The sequence below is a fragment of the Vibrio sp. 10N.247.311.51 genome, assembly GCF_041467855.1.
Taxonomy (GTDB): domain Bacteria; phylum Pseudomonadota; class Gammaproteobacteria; order Enterobacterales; family Vibrionaceae; genus Vibrio; species Vibrio coralliirubri.
The window spans coordinates 66,503-87,393 of sequence record NZ_JBFSVK010000029.1; the positions used below are offsets into that span (position 1 = coordinate 66,503).

At 43.6% G+C, this 20,891-nt stretch carries 18 protein-coding genes and 1 tRNA gene; 8 read left to right on the forward strand and 11 right to left on the reverse strand.

Features of this window, described 5'->3' with window-relative positions; all coding sequences use genetic code 11:
- The first annotated feature begins 141 nt into the window (after positions 1-141).
- Both AB6E85_RS21170 and AB6E85_RS21175 read left to right on the forward strand, forming a co-directional pair.
- The gene (locus tag AB6E85_RS21170; RefSeq protein WP_372144106.1) at positions 142-885 is read left to right on the forward strand and encodes a copper homeostasis protein CutC; all 744 of its coding nucleotides are present in this window, start codon (positions 142-144) and stop codon (positions 883-885) included.
- 99 nt (positions 886-984) lie between these two features.
- Complete coding sequence (locus tag AB6E85_RS21175) at positions 985-1,914, forward strand: LysR family transcriptional regulator (protein ID WP_065113435.1); 930 nt, start codon at positions 985-987, stop codon at positions 1,912-1,914.
- A 27-nt stretch (positions 1,915-1,941) separates the two neighbouring features.
- Here the strand turns inward: AB6E85_RS21175 and AB6E85_RS21180 are convergent, their stop codons facing one another.
- Entirely contained in the window at positions 1,942-2,637 is a 696-nt protein-coding gene (locus AB6E85_RS21180; RefSeq protein ID WP_372144108.1) for a hypothetical protein, read from the reverse strand.
- Between the two features lie 385 nt (positions 2,638-3,022).
- Here AB6E85_RS21180 and AB6E85_RS21185 point away from each other — a divergent pair, with 385 nt between their 5' ends.
- Positions 3,023-3,514 (forward strand): hypothetical protein, encoded by a 492-nt coding sequence (locus tag AB6E85_RS21185; RefSeq protein ID WP_372144120.1) that lies wholly within the window; start codon positions 3,023-3,025, stop codon positions 3,512-3,514.
- 9 nt (positions 3,515-3,523) lie between these two features.
- On the opposite strand, the gene phoU is transcribed toward AB6E85_RS21185, so the two are convergent.
- The 4 genes from phoU to AB6E85_RS21205 all read right to left on the reverse strand — a co-directional run bounded on the left by phoU (position 3,524) and on the right by AB6E85_RS21205 (position 9,153).
- The gene (gene phoU, locus AB6E85_RS21190; protein ID WP_009848270.1) at positions 3,524-4,222 is read right to left on the reverse strand and encodes a phosphate signaling complex protein PhoU; all 699 of its coding nucleotides are present in this window, start codon (positions 4,220-4,222) and stop codon (positions 3,524-3,526) included.
- A gap of 74 nt (positions 4,223-4,296) precedes the next feature.
- The gene (pstB, locus tag AB6E85_RS21195; protein WP_009848269.1) at positions 4,297-5,115 is read right to left on the reverse strand and encodes a phosphate ABC transporter ATP-binding protein PstB; all 819 of its coding nucleotides are present in this window, start codon (positions 5,113-5,115) and stop codon (positions 4,297-4,299) included.
- Positions 5,116-6,825, reverse strand: a complete 1,710-nt coding sequence (gene pstA / locus AB6E85_RS21200; protein ID WP_048608162.1) for a phosphate ABC transporter permease PstA — start codon at positions 6,823-6,825, stop codon at positions 5,116-5,118.
- 111 nt (positions 6,826-6,936) lie between these two features.
- Positions 6,937-9,153: an ABC transporter permease subunit gene (locus tag AB6E85_RS21205; protein WP_372144110.1), complete on the reverse strand. Its 2,217-nt coding sequence runs from the start codon at positions 9,151-9,153 to the stop codon at positions 6,937-6,939.
- A gap of 200 nt (positions 9,154-9,353) precedes the next feature.
- On the opposite strand from AB6E85_RS21205, the gene ppk1 reads away from it, so the two are divergent.
- Together ppk1 and ppx are read left to right on the forward strand one after the other, a co-directional pair.
- Entirely contained in the window at positions 9,354-11,450 is a 2,097-nt protein-coding gene (gene ppk1, locus AB6E85_RS21210; RefSeq protein ID WP_372144112.1) for a polyphosphate kinase 1, read from the forward strand.
- Complete coding sequence (gene ppx / locus AB6E85_RS21215) at positions 11,441-12,952, forward strand: exopolyphosphatase (protein WP_372144114.1); 1,512 nt, start codon at positions 11,441-11,443, stop codon at positions 12,950-12,952. The genes ppk1 and ppx overlap by 10 nt, the downstream gene beginning before the upstream one ends.
- A 78-nt stretch (positions 12,953-13,030) precedes the next feature.
- Here ppx and AB6E85_RS21220 read toward each other — a convergent pair whose 3' ends face one another.
- Genes AB6E85_RS21220 through phoB form a run of 3 tightly spaced genes read right to left on the reverse strand, consistent with a single transcriptional unit; the run spans position 13,031 to position 16,026 of the window.
- Positions 13,031-13,987, reverse strand: coding sequence for a PstS family phosphate ABC transporter substrate-binding protein (locus AB6E85_RS21220; RefSeq protein WP_372144122.1), 957 nt, complete (start codon positions 13,985-13,987; stop codon positions 13,031-13,033).
- A gap of 17 nt (positions 13,988-14,004) precedes the next feature.
- A complete protein-coding gene (gene phoR, locus AB6E85_RS21225) occupies positions 14,005-15,303 on the reverse strand; it encodes a phosphate regulon sensor histidine kinase PhoR (RefSeq protein WP_019823041.1) in 1,299 nt (432 codons plus the stop codon).
- A 33-nt stretch (positions 15,304-15,336) separates the two neighbouring features.
- A complete protein-coding gene (phoB, locus tag AB6E85_RS21230; protein WP_004735064.1) occupies positions 15,337-16,026 on the reverse strand; it encodes a phosphate regulon transcriptional regulator PhoB in 690 nt (229 codons plus the stop codon).
- 194 nt (positions 16,027-16,220) lie between these two features.
- Here phoB and rdgC point away from each other — a divergent pair, with 194 nt between their 5' ends.
- The 3 genes from rdgC to AB6E85_RS21245 all read left to right on the forward strand — a co-directional run bounded on the left by rdgC (position 16,221) and on the right by AB6E85_RS21245 (position 19,034).
- Positions 16,221-17,135, forward strand: coding sequence for a recombination-associated protein RdgC (gene rdgC / locus AB6E85_RS21235; RefSeq protein WP_372144116.1), 915 nt, complete (start codon positions 16,221-16,223; stop codon positions 17,133-17,135).
- Positions 17,136-17,341: 206 nt separating this feature from the next.
- Positions 17,342-18,745, forward strand: a complete 1,404-nt coding sequence (gene yegQ / locus AB6E85_RS21240) for a tRNA 5-hydroxyuridine modification protein YegQ (RefSeq protein ID WP_019823039.1) — start codon at positions 17,342-17,344, stop codon at positions 18,743-18,745.
- A gap of 34 nt (positions 18,746-18,779) precedes the next feature.
- Complete coding sequence (locus AB6E85_RS21245) at positions 18,780-19,034, forward strand: YfhL family 4Fe-4S dicluster ferredoxin (RefSeq protein ID WP_004735061.1); 255 nt, start codon at positions 18,780-18,782, stop codon at positions 19,032-19,034.
- A gap of 41 nt (positions 19,035-19,075) precedes the next feature.
- Here AB6E85_RS21245 and AB6E85_RS21250 read toward each other — a convergent pair whose 3' ends face one another.
- From AB6E85_RS21250 to AB6E85_RS21260, 3 genes are all read right to left on the reverse strand, one after another.
- Positions 19,076-19,384 (reverse strand): hypothetical protein, encoded by a 309-nt coding sequence (locus tag AB6E85_RS21250; RefSeq protein ID WP_050646920.1) that lies wholly within the window; start codon positions 19,382-19,384, stop codon positions 19,076-19,078.
- A 274-nt stretch (positions 19,385-19,658) separates the two neighbouring features.
- Positions 19,659-20,498 (reverse strand): penicillin-insensitive murein endopeptidase, encoded by an 840-nt coding sequence (gene mepA / locus AB6E85_RS21255; RefSeq protein WP_372144118.1) that lies wholly within the window; start codon positions 20,496-20,498, stop codon positions 19,659-19,661.
- A 232-nt stretch (positions 20,499-20,730) separates the two neighbouring features.
- A tRNA-Trp gene (locus AB6E85_RS21260) sits at positions 20,731-20,807 on the reverse strand.
- Between the last annotated feature and the right edge of the window lie 84 nt (positions 20,808-20,891).

A 20,891-nucleotide genomic window follows, 5' to 3' on the forward strand; every position in this document is an offset into this window, starting at 1 on the left:
ACCGTAAGCTGTCTCTTGTGATACATAATTGAGGTAGCTCTAAACCCAAACTTTACCCCTATTTTCCTCTAGCACTGCCTATTCATGTCCGTATCTAGATTGCTATTATTTCATCAGTATCTTTTTGAACGGATAAACACGATGAACACCGAAATTGAAGTCTGTATCGATAACTTAGAATCTCTTGATAACGCACTATCTGGTGGCGCGAATCGAATTGAGCTTTGCTCTTCATTGGCACTTGGCGGATTAACTCCAAGCTTCGGAATGATGAAGCAAGCGGCAATAATTTCGTCCGTTCCTGTCTACGCTATGATAAGACCAAGACAAGGCGATTTCATTTTCGATAACGACGATATGCTCTGTATGCTTGAAGATATTGAAGCTTGTGCAAATGCAGGATTGGATGGGGTCGTACTTGGTGTGTTAGCGCCGAACGGAAGTATTGATATGCCAAAGATGCAACAACTGGCTGACAAAGCGCACTCGTTAAAGCTTGGGATTACCTTCCACAGAGCCATCGATCAAAGCTCTGATTACCAAGCAGCATTAGAGCAGGTGATTACACTTGGATGCGAAAGAGTCCTGACATCAGGGCTTGCTGTAAATGCCAAACAAGGCATTGATGTATTGGCAGCAATGGTCAAACAAGCCAATGGACGAATTGATATCATGGCGGGAGCTGGCGTTAACGCTGCGAATGCTAAAATGATTCAAAGCGCTACCCAAGTACCTGCTCTTCACCTTTCAGGTAAATCAACAAGACCGAGCCTAATGGAAAACAACTCAAGTGCTCAAATGGGCAATGATGATATTGATGATTATCAGATCCCAGTGACCGACGCGAGTAAGATATCTGATGTGAGAGCCGCCCTCACCGCTTAGGGCAATAGTCGCCAGCACAAATCCAGAGAACCTCGCTGACTAATCTAACTGACTGACGTATATTAGATTTAATAGCGCAGAAAATTTTCATGGATAGATATGGCTAAAGACTTATTCAGCTCTCTTGATTTAAACCTGTTACGAACATTCCTGATTGTTTATCAAGAAAAAAACACCAGAAAGGCTGCGGAGCGACTCTTTGTTTCACAGCCTGCTGTTAGCCAAGCCCTACAAAAGCTAAGACACCACTTCAACGATGACCTTTTTGTAAAGGTTCATGGAGGCTTACAACCTACGGCATTTTCAGAGCAGCTCACTAATCAAATCAAACCGTTCATGGACGGTCTATCTATCGCGATTAATACATCGAACGCTTTTGACCCGAAAGAGATTGATTACACGCTAAAAATAGCCCTATCTCCAGTGGTACTTTCTTGTCTGTCTGGCTCACTTTTTAAAGATATAAGAGCACAAGCACCAAACGCTAAACTAAAGCTTGTTCCATGGTCAAACTCGTCTGTCTCAGATATACAAAAAGATGAGGTTTTAATGGGAGTAAGCTACCTGGGAGAAAAGACAAGTAAAGAAGTCTATACAAGGCAGCTCATTGAATTAACAGGACGTATATTTGTTAGGAAAGATCACCCTTTAAAGCAAGACACCATAACTCCATATGACATGGCAGGGTACGAAATCGCATCATTAGTAACACCAGGTTGGAATGACAATTTTAGCTTGGCGTCTCAGATTTTAACTGACCTCTCCATCGAGCACAGTATCGGTTTTCGTAGCGAATTGGTCATGGCTCTGATCGACGTCATTCAGCATACTGATATGTACATGCCCCACTCCAACCTTTTCCCAGTAGAAAACTATCCAACATTACGCGGGATAGATGTCTCAGTCGACGGAAAAACGCTGAAGACTCCGGTCTATAGTTATATACACATTAAAAATCGAAACTCACCTTTAACAAATTGGCTTTCAAAACTCATAGAGCAAGTTTTATCAGAACAAGTACAAAAGTAAGTTCGATTAAAAGTTATATATTGTACTTTACTCTTCCGGACGCCAGCTCAGTGCGCTAGCAATAGTACCGATAACTAACGTATCTTTCTCATCATCATTAAGTTCAGGAATCATCTGTAAAGTTAGCATTCCATTCGTCTGAGCGGCTGCTACCTCTTGTGAAGCTTGTTTAAAGCTATACCCTAAAGGTTTTTCAACTGACATCAAAAGATCTTTACTTGAGTGGACAGTTTCTACATCATATTTATTCAACCCAACTCGTATGTAGCCAGCTTCTTTCTTCTCTAAACTAACTTTAATCATCCCAGATTGAGGCTCTAAGACGAACTCTCCTACTTTCTCATTCCTTTGGGTTACAGAACAGCGATAAGGCTTATTGCCATCGAAATCAACACCCATATAGTTAACTGAAGTCCCACCGCCAGAACAAATTAAGTTCCACACCTGACCATTGTCGTTTCTAGTAATCTCAGCAGCAAGCTCTCCGTCTTTAAAAGAGACAGTATCAAACCATGTTGAGCTTGATGAGTTTCGACTGTATTTGCCTTGATACATACCTGCAATATCAAACGTTCCTTCTTGTCCCAATCCCCAGAAGTCACCATCTGTTTTAATAATAAGTTGCGGTTGCTTACTAACCACTTCTGATTTGTCCATGATGGCAACGCTGCCGCACGCTGTTAACGTGAAAAGAGGGGGCAAAACTAAAAGAAACTTTTTCATACTGATATCTACCTGAAAAATAAATGTGGAGGATAAATTCAGCAAGAGAATAAATTAAAGATTAATCGGAATATAGTAAACACTAATGAGCCACATCGACATTATCGTCATTTTCATCATTACATCGGAACAAATACACTAAATAACATAAGGTTAAGTAGACGTTTATCTATCAAACTCATTTTGTAAGGCTACGTAAGACAAAGCACTCGCTAAGTAACGATAACAACCACTGATAAGTACACGTTATTACAGAGATAACCAATGCGAATTAGCCTGCTCTTTCAAAGTCCATATAATGATTACCGTTATCCAGTTTAATTCTCTGGGTTCATTCATGGATCGACCTAATGCTAAGGAGAGCAAAAATTACTTCGGTGGTACCATGAAACTAAAAACACTTCTTCTAACTTCGGCTTTATTCTCAACCTCTGCATTTTCAAGTGGTCTTCATTTATCCCCGGAACTAAAAATTGGCTCTTATCATGGCTTCGGAGTGCAGGCGGGCATCACTGATGTGGCAAATTTAGGTGCCGTTTATCTTAGCTATTCTCACCTTTGGTATGACAGCGATCGATATGACGAAACGGTTGATGCGTATCGTGTTGGTATCCAAAACATGTTTGGAAGAAACCAAACCCACGGCTTTCAGGCTGAGATTGGTATGGCAAGTTATGACGGTACAAAAACGCGCTCAGGCGAAGTAGAAGAGAAAACAACACATGGTATAAGCCTAGGTGGTGCCTACGTTTACCAAGCGATACCAATGCTTGGATTACGTGCTGGTGTTGATATGAATATTTTTGATCACAACAAAACCTTTGTGCCTTACGACACAACGGTCAATTTCAATCTTGGTGCCATTATTAGCTTCTAAAGATAAGCTCTATTTGAGTGCGTCATCAAGGCTTTGATCGCCTAAGTGACGTACATCTTTACCCTTCACAAAGTAAATGATGTATTCGCAGATATTCTGGCAACGGTCTCCGACTCGCTCGATCGCACGCGCTGACCACATCACCTGCAAAATATTAGGAATGTTCTTCGGGTCTTCCATCATATAGGTCATTAACTGACGAATAACGGCCTCGTACTCCGCATCCAACTTATCATCAAGCTTGTGAACTTCTGCTGCCGCATCAACATCCATACGAGCAAAAGCATCTAATACTTGGTGAAGCATGGTGATTGCCTGACGGCAAAGAGGCTCTAACGAAACATGGAATTTCTGCTCTTTGGTCGAAGGGATCTCAATAGCACCTTGAGCAATTTTAGAGGCAACATCGCCAATACGTTCCAGATCGGTAATCGTTTTGATGATCGCCATAATCAAACGCAGATCTTTAGCTGTCGGCTGACGCTTTGCAATAATTCGAGTACACGCCTCATCAATCGACACTTCCATCGCATTCACTTTATGGTCATCACGAATCACTTTTTTAGCCAATTCAACATCGTCTTTATGAAGCGCCTGCATTGCAAACGAGAGTTGCTGCTCCACTAACCCGCCCATGGTCAATACATGAGTACGGATCGATTCTAACTCGACATTGAATTGCCCTGAAATGTGGCGACCGAAATGCATATTTGCTCCTTGAAAGAAATGAAGAAAGCCATTTTTGCAGAGTGACTTAGCTCTAGGTGACACCTTTGTAGAGGTTAGCCATACCTACCAGTAATGTAGTCTTCCGTCTGGTTTTTCAATGGAGACGTAAAAATTGAGTCCGTATCTGAGTACTCGATCAATTTTCCCATATGAATAAAGGCAGTATGGTCACTTACACGCGCGGCTTGTTGCATGTTGTGTGTAACAATCACCACTGTGTATTGCGTTTTGAGATCGTTGATCAACTCTTCAATCGTCAAAGTAGAAATAGGATCCAGTGCCGATGTAGGCTCATCTAATAAAAGCACTTCAGGTTCAATAGCAACCGCACGAGCGATAACCAAACGCTGCTGTTGGCCGCCAGATAAACCAAAAGCATTCTCATGCAATCGGTCCTTCACTTCATCCCATAATGCAGCAGCGCGCAGAGAGCGTTCAACCGCATCATCAAGGTCTCGGCTGTTGCTAACGCCTTGTAGCCTCAAGCCATAAACCACATTCTCATAGATAGATTTAGGAAAAGGGTTGGGACGCTGGAATACCATACCAACACGGCGTCGTAAGGTCGCGACATCCACCTTAGGGTGATACACGTTCTTACCATGAAGCTTCACTTTGCCGGAAACCTTACACCCTTCAACAAGATCGTTCATGCGATTAATGCAGCGCAGCAGAGTCGACTTACCACACCCAGAAGGGCCGATAAACGCGGTCACCTGCCCCTTCGGGATCTGCATCGAGATATCATCAAGTGCTTGGCTCTCTTTATAGTAAAGATTTAGCCCTTCAATCGAGATAGCAATTTGCTCATCCTTCAGGTTGTGAACATCAAGTGGTGCTTGGTAACCCAAGGTTTCATTAATCGAGAACATCTAATCTTGTCCTAAGGTTCGGTATTTTTCACGCAAGTTATTACGGATATTGATGGCTGTTAAGTTCAACCCAACAATCACCGTAACCAATAAAAATGAAGTCGCATACACTAAAGGTCGTGCCGCTTCGATATTAGAGGTTTGAAAACCAACATCATAGATATGAAAGCCCAAATGCATGAACTTTCTGTCTAAGTGTAGATACGGGAACTGACCATCGACTGGCAAGCTGGATGCTAATTTCACAACGCCCACCAGCATGAGTGGAGCAACTTCCCCCGCGGCTCTCGCGATTGCCAAAATCAAACCAGTGATAATCGCTGGGCTTGCCATCGGTAAAACAATGCGCCAAAGCGTCTCAAATTGAGTAGCACCAAGCGCTAATGAACCGTGCCTCACTGCACTAGGAATACGCGTTAAGCCCTCTTCAGTGGTTACGATAACGACTGGAAGCGTCAAGACCGCTAAGGTTAGTGCTGACCAAAGTAGACCCGGTGTGCCAAATGTCGGTGCTGGCAATCGCTCTGCATAGAACAACGTATCAATCGAGCCACCAATGGTATAGACGAAAAAGCCTAAACCAAAAACGCCATACACAATCGACGGTACACCCGCCAAGTTAATCACGGCGATACGAATCAAACGTGTTAGTGCGTTGTTTTTTGCGTATTCATGAAGATATATCGCAGCGACCACGCCAAGCGGCATCACGACGATCGACATGAGAATAACCAGCAAAACGGTGCCGAAGATCGCAGGAAACACACCGCCTTCAGAGTTTGAGTCTCGCGGATTCTCTGATAAGAACTTCCAAACTTGTTTGCCCCAGTGCCCAACCTTTTCTAGGTAAGACATATTATTCGGGTACCAATAATCCAGAATGTGACTTAGCGAGATCTCGACCAGCTCGCCTGTCATATCCTCAACCAGCAAGCTTTCGACATTAAGCTGCGTTCTAAGGTGCTCAAGCTTAACTTCGGCTTCATCCAACTGGCGGTTTAATTCCAGCTTAGTTTGAGTATAGGTTGTAAGGTATTCATCGCTCACTGACTCATTGAGTTCAAGCTTACGCTTTTCTAAGCGCAGGTTTTCCAATTGCCAGCTGATATTGCGAATTTCTTGGTTCACAACACGCGACGTTTCTTTACGTAATGTATCAGCGAACGCCAAACCTTGTTCGAGCTTTTGGTCTATGTTCGAGTCAAAAGTGCCAGAAGCGGTTTTAAAACCCACCGGCTTACCAAAGAAATAGCCACCTCGACTTCGTTCAATCACAACCCAATCAAGCGGGGTGGTTGGTTCACGTAAGTTAACATCCAATATGGAAACAAAGTCCGCAGGGTACAGCTCTCTGTTGGCAACTTTAATGCTTAAGCGCTGTATTAGCCCAGTCGACAAATTTTGAGGTGACAAGAGATCATGGACTTGTGGAACTTGCTCTATCGGGATGTATTTTCGTTCATATAACTGACCAACCAATACATCTTGTTTTGATACGGTTTCGTCAAGATCGACCACGAGTGATAAGTCTTTGGAATCAACTTGCCATTGGTACAAAGGTGCGGGCCAAAAATAGGTTAAGCCCTTCCAACCAATCAGCAGCATTAGGCCAAGAACAGAAAGCATACTGATGCTCACCGCCCCACCCGTTAGCCATATCCACGGAGAGCCCGATTTAACCCAAGATAATAGTGACTTCAGTTTATTCATCATGATCGACCTTGCTCTTGGCGTGCTGAAATCAAGGAGCTGCAAAGATCACGAGACACGCTAGTCAAGCCACTAAAAGCCATTGATACACATTGAGCCAAACCTTTAAAACTACAGCGCACGATATTTATCTCTCAGTCTTTGTCTAACCCACTCAGCAACTGAGTTCACCGCGAATGTAAAGATAAACAGCAACAGTGCAGCCAAGAACAGCAAGCGGAAATGAGAACCGCCCACTTCTGATTCTGGTAGTTCAACAGCAATCGTTGCCGATAAGGTTCTCATCCCTTCCAAAATATTCCAGTCAAGAATTGGAGTGTTACCTGTCGCCATCAAGACGATCATGGTTTCACCAACTGCTCGCCCTAGGCCCATCATAACCGCAGAAAAGATACCTGGACTCGCCGTCAATAACACCACATAAATAAGCGTCTGCCACGCCGTCGCACCCAACGCTAATGAGCCATCAGACAAATGCTTAGGTACAGAGAAAATAGCATCTTCAGCAATAGTGAAAATCGTTGGGATGACCGCAAAGCCCATAGCAAAACCAACCACTAGAGCATTGCGTTGGTCAAAGTCGATACCATAGCTGGCCAAGAAGGTACGAATATCACCACCAAATAACAAGGCTTCAATGTTGTTTCCACCAGCAAACACCGCAACCACTGTAATCACCAATACCGGAATCAATATCAGAGCATGCCAACCATTAGAGAAGCGACCCGTTACCATCTTCGGTAAACAGAACCAAACAAGTCCAGTCAGCAGTGTGCTCAGTGGTAATAACACCATCAATGAGAAGACAGCTGTTAAATGCGTCTCGACGATTGGAGCAAACCAAAGCCCGGCCAAGAATCCAATGATCACGGTCGGAAGTGCTTCCATCAGTTCTATCGAAGGCTTCACCACTCTTCGCATGCGTGGAGACATGAAGTAAGCGGTGTAAATAGCTCCGAGCACAGCAACTGGTACAGCAAACATCATCGCAAACAGAGCGGCTTTAATAGTACCGAATGTGATAGGTACTAAACTGAATTTCTCTTCGAAGTCATCGTTCGCCGACGTTGATTGCCAAACGTATTGTGGCTCAGGGTAACTTTCATACCAGACCTTTTGCCAAAGCGATGAGAATGAGATTTGTGGGTATTCATTATCGACTTTAGCCACACTAATGGTGCCATCAATCAAAGTCGCCAGATGCAGTTCATTAGCAGACATAGCGGCTAGTTGTGGTGATTTATCAAAGGCTCGTTCAAACAACGACAGCTTTTCACTGGTCGTATAGTGGCTTTGTAATGTGCCGTTCTTATAGAAACTATAAAAACCCTTTCTATAAGTATCAGGAAGAATAAATTGCACTTGTTCTGCTAGTTGGAAGTCTCGAATATGGGTCAGGCTACGCTTTTCATCTTTTAGTACATCGAACCATTGAGAAACCTGTCCATCCTCATGCGTAACCAACAGTGAATAAGCTCCAGACAGTAAATCGATACTTTTCACCGAATGCTTCGCATCATTCAAACTAAGATCAATCACTTCACGAACATCAAAACCGTTATCTGATAGTTTTAAAACAACCAAGTCCGATTGTGCTCGGAGATATAAAGTTTGCCCATCTGGAGTGACAAGTAGTTGCTGTTGCAAGCCCAGCTTATCCGATAGCCATTGACTCTTCTGAAAAACATACTGACCAGTAAGATCACTCTGATACCACTTAACCAAGACTCGTTGGTCACTTAACTGCGCGGCAACCGTAATACCACGTCCATTTTTAGAGAAGGCGAATTTGTCGATCGTCGCCCCATTTGATGATTCATCATTTAAAAACGGTTCAGGGAGAGTGATTTGCTCAATTTTAGGTTCGGCTTCGCTGCCTTTTTTCAGCACAGGCGCACTATACTCAGGATAGAAAAAAGTAAGATTGCTTGCGCTGTCGGCAAAGGCAAACCAGTTTTCAGATGGGGTGTTTCGAGAAAAGGCGATAGGGTTGGCTACAACATCACGCTCAAAGTAAGAGTGTGTATTTTGAGACTCTAAATCCCAAAACTGTACCAAACCGGATTTTTCGATAGTAAATGCATGTTGACCATATTCATCAACCGATAAAACGATAGGCTCTTCTACGGCTACGGTCTTTACGGCTTGGTCTGTCTCTAAACTAGTATCTGAAAATACCGGTAAAATGACCATTGCCAAGTAAACAAAGATCAATACTAGGGCAGCTAGAACACTGACCGCGCCACATGTCACCGAAAAACGGACGAGACGATCTTTCAACCATCTTTTTTTGTCGCGCTCTTTCAATGAAAATTGGGCTGAAGCCATCTGTTTATCTACCTTTTTTTAGCTACTGACATAATATGTACGTTAGATGACAATTATATTACAAGTTACGTTAAACAACTGAAACTAATAACAAGTTTGTTAGCCATATTTCTTAAAGTAAGATCATAGATTTTGTGAATTTTGCCATTCTAATTTAAAGTAATCAGCTCTATAGCCAGTACTCAAGGATTCTCATCTCGATGGAAAAAGACTATGTCACAAAAGAACTTAGCTGGTTATCCTTCAATGAAAGAGTGCTCCAAGAAGCGGCAGACAAGTCAGTCCCCTTAATCGAAAGAGTTCGTTTTTTAGGTATTTACTCGAAAAACCTCGATGAGTTTTACAAAGTCCGATTTGCTGATGTGAAGCGAAAGATCTTACTTCAAGATCCACAGCTAACCTCCAACTCACCGAAAGCCTTGCTGACTCAAATGCAGAGCAAAGCGAGCAAGCTCGATGCTCAATTCCATAAACTGTATAACGACTTGCTATTGGAATTGGTACGCAATCGTATTTTTCTGGTCAACGAACAACAAATCAGCGAAGAACAAAGTGGCTGGATAAAAAAGTACTTTAAGAAAAAAGTGCTGCCACACTTAACGCCGCTTCTCTTGAACGAAGATAGCCAGTTACTTAATATTCTCAAAGATGAACAAAGTTACTTAGCCATCGATATCGAGCGCGAGACATCATCTCAATATGTCTTACTCGAAATCCCATCAGAGACGCTCCCTCGATTTGTTAAGCTACCGGAACCTTCGGGTTCGCAGCGTACAACTTTGATCTTGTTAGATAATATAGTTCGATTTTGTTTGGATGACTTACTTAAAGGATTCTTTGAGTATGACTCATTGCGTTGTTTTGCGATAAAAATGACACGTGATGCCGATTATGATCTTCAAGAAGACAATGAAAATAACCTATTAGAATCGATGTCTTTAGGTTTAGAGCAGCGCTTAACGGCACTGCCGATACGTCTGATCTATGAGTCAGAGATGCCCGCTGAAATGCTCAACTTCTTACAAGTCAGACTTAAACTGTCTGACTATGACAGTGTCATCGCAGGTGGGCGCTATCATAACTTCAAACATTTCTCTGAGTTCCCAAGCCTTAACCGACGTGATTTAGTTAATCGTCCTCTACCCGCGATTAAATGCGCGCATTTCAGCCATTACCCAAACTATTTCGAAGCGATCAAAGCTCGTGACATCTTACTCCATTACCCTTATCACACTTTTAATCACATCACTGAACTTGTTAGGCAGGCTTCCTTTGATCCCAAGGTAACCTCCATCAAAATAAACGTTTACCGTGTTGCGGAGGGCTCAAAACTCCTCAGCTCGATCATCGATGCAGCACACAATGGCAAAAAGGTCACTGTGGTTGTCGAGCTGCAAGCACGCTTTGATGAGCAAGCCAACATTCAATGGACCAAGAAACTTCAAGAAGCGGGTGTAAAAGTCATCCATGGCATCCCAAGTTTGAAGATCCATTCCAAGTTGCTGCTCATCAAACGAAAAGAAGGCAAGCATACCGAGCATTATGCCCATATTGGCACTGGCAACTTCCATGAAGTTACAGCGCGCGTGTATACCGATTTTTCTCTGCTCACTGCGCATGAAGATTTGACTCAAGAGGTGAGGCAAGTCTTTAAGTACATTGAAAATCCTTATCAAAAGTCCCAGTTCAAACAACTGATTGTGTCACCGAAGAATACAAGAAAACGTCTGTATCAGTTGATAGATAACGAAATACAAAATGCGATAGAAGGTAAGCCTGCGAACATCACTCTAAAACTCAACAACTTGGTCGATCGAGAGATCATTGAAAAGCTTTATCAGGCTAGGCAAGCCAATGTAAAAGTGAGAATGGTCATTCGCGGTATGTGCTCTCTTGTCCCTGGCATACCCAACATCAGTGACCATATTGAGATTGTCAGTGTGGTCGACCGTTTTCTCGAACATCCGAGAGTGATGATATTTGGTAACGCTGGAAAGCCGAAAGTCTATATATCTTCCGCTGACTGGATGACACGAAACTTTGATCACCGCATCGAAGTTGCAGCCCCAATTTTAGATCCAAAGATCAAGCAAACCATTATCGATATCACCGAGTTTCATTTCGATGACAGCAACAAAGCTCGAGTACTAAACCAATCGATGAGCAACCCTTACATACAACCACCAGCAAACCCACTTGATTACCCGACGTCACAACTCTCCACTTACCACTATATTAAACGTATGGAGAAACTTGCTCGCAAGAAGTACAAACAAGAGAAGAAATCATGCCGCTAATTGATAACAAACATTCTCGATGTATTGCCGCTATCGACTTGGGTTCGAACAGCTTCCACATGGTGGTTGCCCGAGTATTCGATCAACACCTGCAATTAGTCAGCAGACACAAACAGAAAGTGAGATTAGGTGATGGATTGGATGAACGTAACTTCCTATCCGAAAACGCTATCGATCGGGGCCTAGAATGTCTCAAGGTGTTCGCAGAACGACTGGCGGATTTTGAACTTGATGATGTCAGAGTTGTTGCGACTCATACCCTAAGAAAAGCCAAAAACGCTAAAGACTTCTTAGAGCAAGCCAAGCCACTGTTCCCTTTTCCAATAGAGATCATCTCAGGTCAAGAAGAAGCTCGAATAATCTATAACGGTGTAGAGCACACTCAAACCGCTTCTGAATCTAAGTTGGTTATTGATATCGGTGGTGGCAGTACCGAACTCGTCGCAGGACAAGGCTTTACCCCCCTAATTATGCGCAGTTTACCGATGGGATGCGTCAACTTCACTCAACGTTTTTTTTCTGATGAAGGGCTAACTTCACAACACTTCTCAAATGCTTATACCGCAGCTACTCGTCTATTGATGCCATTGATTGAAGAATACACAAAAGCCCCTTGGCAAATCGCTTTTGGCTCATCTGGAACCGCGAAATCAATAAAAGAGGTACTCATTGGCTTAGGGTTCACCGATGGTCTCATTACGCCCCAACGCCTGTCCTATTTAAAGAATCACTTATGTGAGTTTTCATCATCCAACACCTTAAACCTTTCAGGCTTAAGTGATGAGAGAAAGCCTGTGTTTGCTGCAGGCGTCACCATTCTTTCAGCAGCCATGGATACGCTAGACATCAAGGAGTTACATTTTTCTGATGGAGCCCTGAGAGAAGGCGTTCTTTATGACATGGAGGATAGGTTTAAAGATATTGATGTTCGAACAAGAACTGCCGAAACGCTCGTCTCTCGATACCATGTAGACGTAACTCATGGCGAGAAAGTGAAAGTGCTCGCCCTTGCATTACTGAAGCAAGTGCAACCTCAAGTGACAACTACGGTCACTAATGAGCTGTATGGTTTGCTTGCTTGGGCTGCGTTGCTTCATGAGGTAGGACAAAGTATTGCATTCCAAGGCTATCACCGCCATTCGGCTTATCTACTTAAGCACACGACAATGCCAGGATTTAATACTGAGCAACAACGTCTTATATCAACATTGGTTCGCTATCAAAGAAAAGTGCTCAAGCTACAAGATTTGCCGGAACTTTCTCTGTTTACCCAACAACAAATCACCCTGCTGATTCGTATATTGAGACTCGCTATCTTACTCAACCGTCAGCGAAATCAAGCACTGGCCCCAGACGTGACACTAACGATTGAACAACAGGATAACTGGGAATTGAAAGGATCTAACAGCGATTGGTTGGCCCAAAACCAACTGCTTGATTGTGAACTCAGAGAAGAGCAACAACGTTGGCAAAATGCAGGATGGTCGTTGAAGCTAAAATAACGAACAGTCAAAATTAAAACAGCCTGCGACATCGCAAGCTGTTCATACGTTTCTTATCTAAGTTTATCGTAGCCTCAATCAGAGTCCGACTTTTGCCAACTCTTGCTCTGCGAACTCAGACGGTATTGCTAAATAGCCATCTTTCTCTACAAGTTCTTGTCCTTGCTTTGAGAACACAAAAGTGAGGAACTCTCTCTCAACGGGAGAAAGCGGTTTATCTGGGTGTTTATTCACGTAAACATAAAGAAAGCGCGATAGAGGGTAATCACCGCTCAAGATATTCGCTCGAGTCGGCTCTACATAATCAGAACCATGCTCAGCAATAGGAATTAACTTAACGCCAGCGACACGATAACCAATGCCTGAGTAACCTATGCCACTGATTGATGATGCGACCGACTGTACAACCGATGCAGAACCTGGCTGCTCATTGACTCGGTTCTTAAAGTCACCACCGCATAATGCGTTTTGTTTGAAATAGCCATAGGTTCCCGAAACGGAATTGCGCCCAAACAGCTGGAATCGATGTTTCGCCCAAGGTTGGTCGACGCCTAGATCTTGCCAATCGTTGAGCGGCTTCGTCGCACCACAGCGTAATGTCTCTGAAAAGATGCCATCAATCTGACGAAAGTTGAGCCCCTCAATAGGGTTATCACGGTGCACAAAAAGTCCAATCGCATCGATCGCCACTCGCAGTGCTGTCGGTTTATAACCATGTTCTCTTTCAAACGCCTCTACTTCTCGCAAGCGCATCGGGCGACTCATCGGTCCCAGATGAGCTGTGCCTTCGGTTAAGGCTGGAGGAGCCGTAGAAGAACCGGATGCTTGGACTTGAGCGTTAACGTTCGGGTAGTAAGATTTAAATTCCTCTACCCATAACGTCGTCATACCCGCTAAGGTATCCGAACCTACCGATAATAAGCTCCCAGAAATGCCCGGAACCTTAGAATAATCAGGCAGTGATTCGACACTCTGTTCGGCATGAACAGGGTTAACCAAAGCAAACGCTAATAATGAGCTGACTGGCAAACGCATCCTGCGTGTCAAACAACTCATGACACTGTCAGTCGATTTGGCAATGTAAAATGGAATCGACTACCGACACCTACTTCACTTTGAATTTCTAAATGTGAGTCATGATGACTAAGCGCATGTTTCACAATCGCCAATCCAAGACCACTACCACCTGTATCACGTGAGCGTGCTTTATCTACACGATAGAAACGCTCTGTGAGTCGATGTAAGTGTTGTGGTTCGATACCGTCTCCGGTGTCTGACACATCCAAACAGGCACCTTGACTGGTCTGGTACCAACGCACTTTCACCGTCGCGCCTGGTGGTGTGTATTTCACTGCGTTGTAAACCAGATTCGATATCGCACTTCTCAGCTGATCTTCATCAGCAAGAACGCGTAGGCTCTTATCGATATCAAACTCAAGCTTATGCTCTCTATCACCACTTAGGCTTGCCGCTTCTTTCTCAAGAACCTCAAGCATCGCCGGAACGTTCACCACTTCATCGAGTTCGTGCATTGGTGCGGCTTCGATCTTAGAAAGTGTTAATAATTGATTGACCAGACTGTTCATGCGATTCAATTGCTCGGTCATCACACCATGAGCCTTAGGCCACATAGGGCCAACGACCATGTCTGGATCTTCCGTCATTTCAAGGTAGCCCTGAAGTACGGTCATAGGAGTTCGTAGCTCGTGAGAAACGTTAGCAAAGAAGTTACGACGCATGCCTTCTAGCTGTTTTAGCTGAGTAACATCACGTACCACCATCAGGTGTTCACCCTCGGTATACGGCACGATACGAAGCTCAAGCATACGTTCCACGTTAAGTGGCGAAGGCATCTCTAACGGTTCGGAAAAATCTTGTTTATTAAGATACTTGATGAAGTCCGGCGTGCGGATCAAGTTAGAAATCGGTTGTCCTGAATCGTCTGGCCAGCGAAACCCAAGTAAGTACTGAGCTAGCTTGTTACACCAAACGATATTGCCTTCACCGCGAAATACCACAACGGCATCGGGAAGGGATTCCGCACCGTTTCTGAAACGGCGGATCAGGTTGGTCAGCTCTTTACGTTTGCGACGCTGTCTCTGCTGCATACGATAAATACCGTTGAACAGAGATTCCCAATTCCCAGAACCTGATGGTGGCGTTAGACGCTTCTCATCCCACAACCATGCGGACAAACGCATTTGATTGTGTAGATGCCAGCCGAGCTGCAATACCGTAGCAGCCAGCAGTAACCAAGGTAGGTAGCCGAATATCCATCCAACTAAAACCCAAGGTGCGTAAAAAAAAGCCAGCTCCCAAGCCAGCTTTTTCCAGGTTAACTTTTCAACCATTCAGGACTCCGTAAACTGGGTAGCGAAGCCACACTAAGCCTTTGTAGAAAAACGGTAGCCCGCGCCGCGAACCGTTTGGATTAGCTTGTCGTGACCTGCAGATTCAAGTGCTTTACGCAGGCGTCGAATATGTACGTCAACGGTACGGTCTTCAACGTAAACGTTGGTGCCCCAAACGTTATTCAGCAGTTGCTCTCGGCTGTACACACGCTCTTGGTGTGTCATAAAGAAGTGCAACATTTTGAACTCTGTTGGTCCCATATCAACCGGACCTTCGCTTGCGGTAACGCGGTGAGAGACAGGATCTAACTTAAGACCTTGCACATCAATCACGTCTTCCAGTGCGGTAGGCGTTACACGGCGAATAACCGCTTTCAGGCGAGCAACAAGCTCTTTTGGTGAAAATGGCTTGGTGATGTAGTCATCAGCGCCCACTTCTAAACCACGAACCTTATCTTCTTCTTCGCCACGAGCCGTTAGCATCACCACTGGGATGTTGCGAGTTAACTCTTCACGCTTCATGTGCTTGATAAAGTTTATCCCGCTACCACCAGGTAGCATCCAATCTAGTAATACTAGATCTGGGAAAGGTTCACATAGCTTGTTTACCGCTGTATCGTAATCTTCAGCCTCTACTGCTTGGTAGCCTTTTTGTTCAAGCACGAAACACAGCATCTCACGAATAGGTGCTTCATCTTCAACGACCAGAATCCTTCTCGACATAATTGAATAGCCTTTGTATTTAATCAACGCATTGCATTATCTGAGTTAATTATGACACTTTTGTGACCTTTGAAAACAAATTTTCATATAACTGTCTCAAACATTTCACTTTATAACTTTTGATACAGAGCTAGGGACAAATCGAATTAGATCTCATATCATGAAGCACTTCTAAAAAGGTATGAGAAAAATTTATGTGGTTTAAAAATTGCCTAGTCTATCGCTTCAACCGTGATATTGATTTCAACGCAGATCAGCTAGAGAAACAACTTGAAGAATTCCGCTTTACTCCTTGTGGTAGCCAAGACAAACAAAAGTTTGGTTGGGTACACGCAATGGGTAGACATGGCGATATGATGACGCACGTATCAGAAAACCGCATTCTTATCTGTGCAAAGAAAGAAGAGAAAATGCTACCCGCTTCTGTGATCAAAGAATCATTGAACGCAAAAGTAGAAACGCTTGAGGCAGAGTCTGGTACACCTCTGAAAAAGAAAGAGAAAGACAACCTAAAAGAAGACATCATCATTGATCTACTTCCTCGCGCATTCAGCCGCAGCAACTTCACTTACGCGCTGATCATGCCAAAAGAAGGTTTCATTGTGGTTGATGCGAGCAGCTACAAAAAAGCAGAAGATGTATTGGCATTGCTACGTAAGACAATGGGTAGCCTGCCAGTAGTGCCAGCTATTCCAGAGCAAGCGATCGAAACGACTCTTACAGAATGGGTGAAATCAGGTGATACGCCACAAGGCATCACTATGCTTGATGAAGCAGAACTAAAATCTATTCAAGAAGACGGCGGTATTGTTCGAGTTAAGAAACAAGAACTAGAAGCTGATGAGATTAAAAACCACATCGAAGCCAATAAGATGGTGACGAAACTTCTTATCAACTGGCAAGACCGTATTGAATTCATTCTTGCAGAAGATGGCAGCATCAAACGCCTAAAATTCAGTGATGAGCTCAAAGACGAAAACGACGATATTCCTCGTGAAGATCAAGCTGCTCGTTTTGATGCAGACTTATCATTGCTGTGTGGTGAGTTCAGTGTTTTCCTTCCAAACCTATTTGAATCATTAGGCGGGTTAACTCAACCTAACGCTTAATCAGTCAAACTATAAGCTCAGGTGCTAACGGTATCTGAGCTTATTTTTCACTAAGTTCTCGCTTATATCTGCCTCTCTGCCCTCTTGTTAATGTCATTGCTATCTTTAGGGCTATCAACCAAACTCATTTTAGCGTAAAATTTGCGCCCCTTTGATATCACTTGGTGGTATCAACCTGACTTGAGATCAGATTAGAGAACGAAGTAATGACTACACAAAAACCATTTGTACCTGAACTATTATCACCGGCAGGAAGCCTTAAGAACATGCGTTACGCATTCGCCTACGGCGCAGATGCAGTTTACGCAGGCCAGCCACGTTACAGCCTTCGTGTTCGTAACAACGAGTTCAATCACGAAAACCTACAAATCGGTATCGATGAAGCTCATGCTCAAGGCAAAAAGTTATATGTTGTATGTAACATTCAGCCGCACAACTCTAAGTTAAAAACATTCATTCGCGACCTTAAGCCAGTTGTAGACATGGGCCCTGACGCGCTTATCATGTCAGATCCTGGTCTTATCATGATGGTTCGTGAAGCATTCCCTGAAATGCCAATCCACCTTTCGGTTCAAGCAAACGCAGTAAACTGGGCGACCGTTAAGTTCTGGTCAACCCAAGGCGTTGAGCGTGTAATCCTATCTCGTGAGCTATCGCTTGAAGAGATCGAAGAGATTCGCGAACACTGCCCAGAAACAGAGCTAGAGATCTTTGTTCACGGTGCACTTTGCATGGCTTACTCAGGCCGTTGCCTGCTTTCTGGTTACATGAACAAACGCGATCCAAACCAAGGTACTTGCACGAACGCTTGCCGCTGGGAATACAAAACAGAAGCAGCGAAAGAAGACGAAAACGGTCAGATCGTTGAAGCTAATCCAACTGGTGTCGCTATTCAAGAAGTTGAAGTTCAAGATGAACGTCCAGACAACACACTAGGTCTTGGTAAACCAACAGACGAAGTGGTTCTGCTTTCTGAATCACACAAGCCAGAAGAGAAAATGGCAGCGTTTGAAGATGAGCATGGTACTTACATCATGAACTCAAAAGACCTTCGTGCAATCCAACACGTTGAGCGCCTAACTAAGATGGGTGTTCACTCTCTGAAGATTGAAGGTCGTACTAAGTCTTTCTACTACTGTGCACGTACAGCTCAGGTTTACCGTAAAGCTATAGACGATGCAGTGGCTGGCAAACCATTCGATGAAAGCCTAATGGGCACACTAGAGAGCCTAGCTCACCGTGGTTACACTGAAGGCTTCTTACGTCGCCATACACACGATACTTACCAAAACTACGAGTACGGTTACTCTATCTCTGACACTCAACAGTTTGTTGGTGAGTTCACAGGTAAGCGCCGTGGCGACCTAGCGGAAGTAGAAGTGAAGAACAAGTTCCTAGTAGGCGATAGCTTAGAAATGATGACACCAAAAGGTAACGTTGTTTTCAAACTGGAAGTTATGGAAAACCGTAAATCTGAAGCGGTAGACGATGCGAAAGGTAACGGTCACTTTGTATTTATTCCTGTACCAGCAGATCTAGATCTAGAGTACGGCTTGCTGATGCGTAACTTGAGCGAAGGCCAAGATACACGTAACGCATCAGGCAAATAATTTTCACTTAAGCGACTTACTTGAGAAGAAAACAATGGCTCTGTTAATTACTGACAAGTGCATAAACTGCGATATGTGTGATCCTGAATGCCCAAATGGTGCAATCACTATGGGTGACAGTATCTTCGAGATCGATCCAGATTTATGTACAGAGTGTAAAGGTCACTATGAAAAGCCAACATGTCAGTCAGTGTGCCCGATTACAAAATGCATAATCACTGACCCAAACCATATTGAAACTGATGATGAGCTACTCGAGAAGTTTGTTATCATTCAAGGCTTGACCTAAAAGAAGAAAGGTTCAACTTAACCATAAGTTGAACCTTTTTTTCATCCTGATTTTCCGATTGGATAAATATTGCAGAAGAGCTCTTTTTCAAATTGATATTCGAGTCGTTCTCGCCAGTTTATTGATTGAGCTATCGGAACAAGATAAAAGTTTTCCCTGCTGGTATCGGTCACAAATGCCATTCCATACTGCATCAGTTCATAATGAACATCATTTACGAAGCTAGGGTCTAAACGCTGTCTGCCTGTCAGTTGGGTAATGTCATCTCTCGAAATAGAAATACCCGAGCTTTCAGCGTTGAACCTATGTCTTAACCATTCTGAAAATTCCTTTGCACAAATCATAGTCATAGTCTTATCCTTGAATTATCTATCGACGGGTATCAGACTCTGATTTCGTATACTGCATATAAGCCGCATCTTTCACCCCAAAAACACTCAATCCCTGACCAAACCTTGTCAAATTCGTCATCGCCTTTACTGATATCGTTATTGGTTTTATCAATATCAAACGATGTTCTTAATCTCGTGTTTATAAACTCTAGACAAAAGTGTGATGTTTCTCCAGTTTTAGAGTCGAGAAAACCAGTGGCAGTACCACTGTAAAAAGCCTCGATGAACAGGATTACTTATTCGATATCAAGGCCAAACACTGACTTGGCATCACTTTAACTTTTTTCTTTTTCTTAGTTTTCGCTACTTTTTTAGGAGGTGGAACTGGAACAGTCTTTGGAGCCCAACTAGCAAGTTCACCTCCACAACCATCACCTTTAGGAGGGCTCGCTTGAGCTATGCAGTTTGAACTGCCTTCAGGACACTTTAAACGAACGTGGAAGTGGGAGTGGTGTCCCCACCAAGGTCTTATTTTGCCTAACCAAGCTCTATCATTAGCGTCAGAGTTTTCTTGTTCACAAAGGGTTTGCTTGATCACTGGATGAACAAAAATACGCACCACTTTTTCATCTTTCGCTGCATAACGAATAACTTGAAAGTGATCATCGGTCCAATTCGATTGACGCAATTTGTAGTTGGTAAGATCCACAACGCTCACAGGTTTAGGCACTGCTAACTCGTTCTCTGACAACCTCTTACTGGTTAACCTTAGCCATATATCAATATCTAACCCTGTTTGATGACTTGAGTGGCCAGAAGAAAAGCGCCCTCCTCTGGGAAGAGAAATATCACCGACCAATAAATTAGTATTGAGTTTCTCGCTGGTCGTGACTCCTAACCTCTCAATAAACTTTATAGCTTCTGTATGGCCATAGTAGCGCTCTCTTTGAGGGCGAATGATCTGATACCCCAAACCATTAATAGGCAAAGCCTGCGCGCCGTCTAGACAACCATTGGCATAGCTTCCAATTGATGAGGGTGAATTTTTAGTAGGGTGACTCTCTTTTTCCCACGAAGTTGCTGATAGAGAAAATGAACAAAAGAATACTACCAGTGCAAAAAAGAACCTCATAATAATCCCGAATTACTGACGCTTACTCATTATATTAGTCGCCATTTAGGATTAGGTGCATATCGTATTTGAATTTTTGGTGGTAGCTGGTGAATTAGGCAGGTTAAAGCAATAAAATAGAAAATGTCGCTAATGATGAAGCTTAATGGCTACTTATACCAAGCTACCTTCTGTAATTTATCAAACTCCAGAAAGCAAAAAGGCCCTAGCATTTCTGCTAGAGCCTTGAATATGGCAGGGGTGGAGAGATTCGAACTCCCAACACGCGGATTTGGAATCCGCTGCTCTGCCAATTGGAGCTACACCCCTATTTTCAGTTTTAAAGAGCTGAAACTCTGAATAAGTGGCGGAGTGGACGGGACTCGAACCCGCGACCCCCGGCGTGACAGGCCG

Bases quoted from the DNA above. Each gene is read 5' to 3' on its own strand.
- rdgC (WP_372144116.1), top strand. From the start codon at position 16,221: ATGTGGTTTAAAAATTGCCTAGTCTATCGCTTCAACCGTGATATTGAT.
- AB6E85_RS21205 (WP_372144110.1), bottom strand. From the start codon at position 9,153: ATGGCTTCAGCCCAATTTTCATTGAAAGAGCGCGACAAAAAAAGATGG.
- ppk1 (WP_372144112.1), top strand. From the start codon at position 9,354: ATGGAAAAAGACTATGTCACAAAAGAACTTAGCTGGTTATCCTTCAAT.
- phoR (WP_019823041.1), bottom strand. From the start codon at position 15,303: ATGGTTGAAAAGTTAACCTGGAAAAAGCTGGCTTGGGAGCTGGCTTTT.
- pstB (WP_009848269.1), bottom strand. From the start codon at position 5,115: ATGTTCTCGATTAATGAAACCTTGGGTTACCAAGCACCACTTGATGTT.
- AB6E85_RS21175 (WP_065113435.1), top strand. From the start codon at position 985: ATGGCTAAAGACTTATTCAGCTCTCTTGATTTAAACCTGTTACGAACA.
- AB6E85_RS21245 (WP_004735061.1), top strand. From the start codon at position 18,780: ATGGCTCTGTTAATTACTGACAAGTGCATAAACTGCGATATGTGTGAT.
- yegQ (WP_019823039.1), top strand. From the start codon at position 17,342: ATGACTACACAAAAACCATTTGTACCTGAACTATTATCACCGGCAGGA.
- phoU (WP_009848270.1), bottom strand. From the start codon at position 4,222: ATGCATTTCGGTCGCCACATTTCAGGGCAATTCAATGTCGAGTTAGAA.
- AB6E85_RS21220 (WP_372144122.1), bottom strand. From the start codon at position 13,987: ATGCGTTTGCCAGTCAGCTCATTATTAGCGTTTGCTTTGGTTAACCCT.
- AB6E85_RS21180 (WP_372144108.1), bottom strand. From the start codon at position 2,637: ATGAAAAAGTTTCTTTTAGTTTTGCCCCCTCTTTTCACGTTAACAGCG.
- phoB (WP_004735064.1), bottom strand. From the start codon at position 16,026: ATGTCGAGAAGGATTCTGGTCGTTGAAGATGAAGCACCTATTCGTGAG.
- AB6E85_RS21185 (WP_372144120.1), top strand. From the start codon at position 3,023: ATGAAACTAAAAACACTTCTTCTAACTTCGGCTTTATTCTCAACCTCT.
- ppx (WP_372144114.1), top strand. From the start codon at position 11,441: ATGCCGCTAATTGATAACAAACATTCTCGATGTATTGCCGCTATCGAC.
- AB6E85_RS21170 (WP_372144106.1), top strand. From the start codon at position 142: ATGAACACCGAAATTGAAGTCTGTATCGATAACTTAGAATCTCTTGAT.
- mepA (WP_372144118.1), bottom strand. From the start codon at position 20,498: ATGAGGTTCTTTTTTGCACTGGTAGTATTCTTTTGTTCATTTTCTCTA.
- AB6E85_RS21250 (WP_050646920.1), bottom strand. From the start codon at position 19,384: ATGACTATGATTTGTGCAAAGGAATTTTCAGAATGGTTAAGACATAGG.
- pstA (WP_048608162.1), bottom strand. From the start codon at position 6,825: ATGAATAAACTGAAGTCACTATTATCTTGGGTTAAATCGGGCTCTCCG.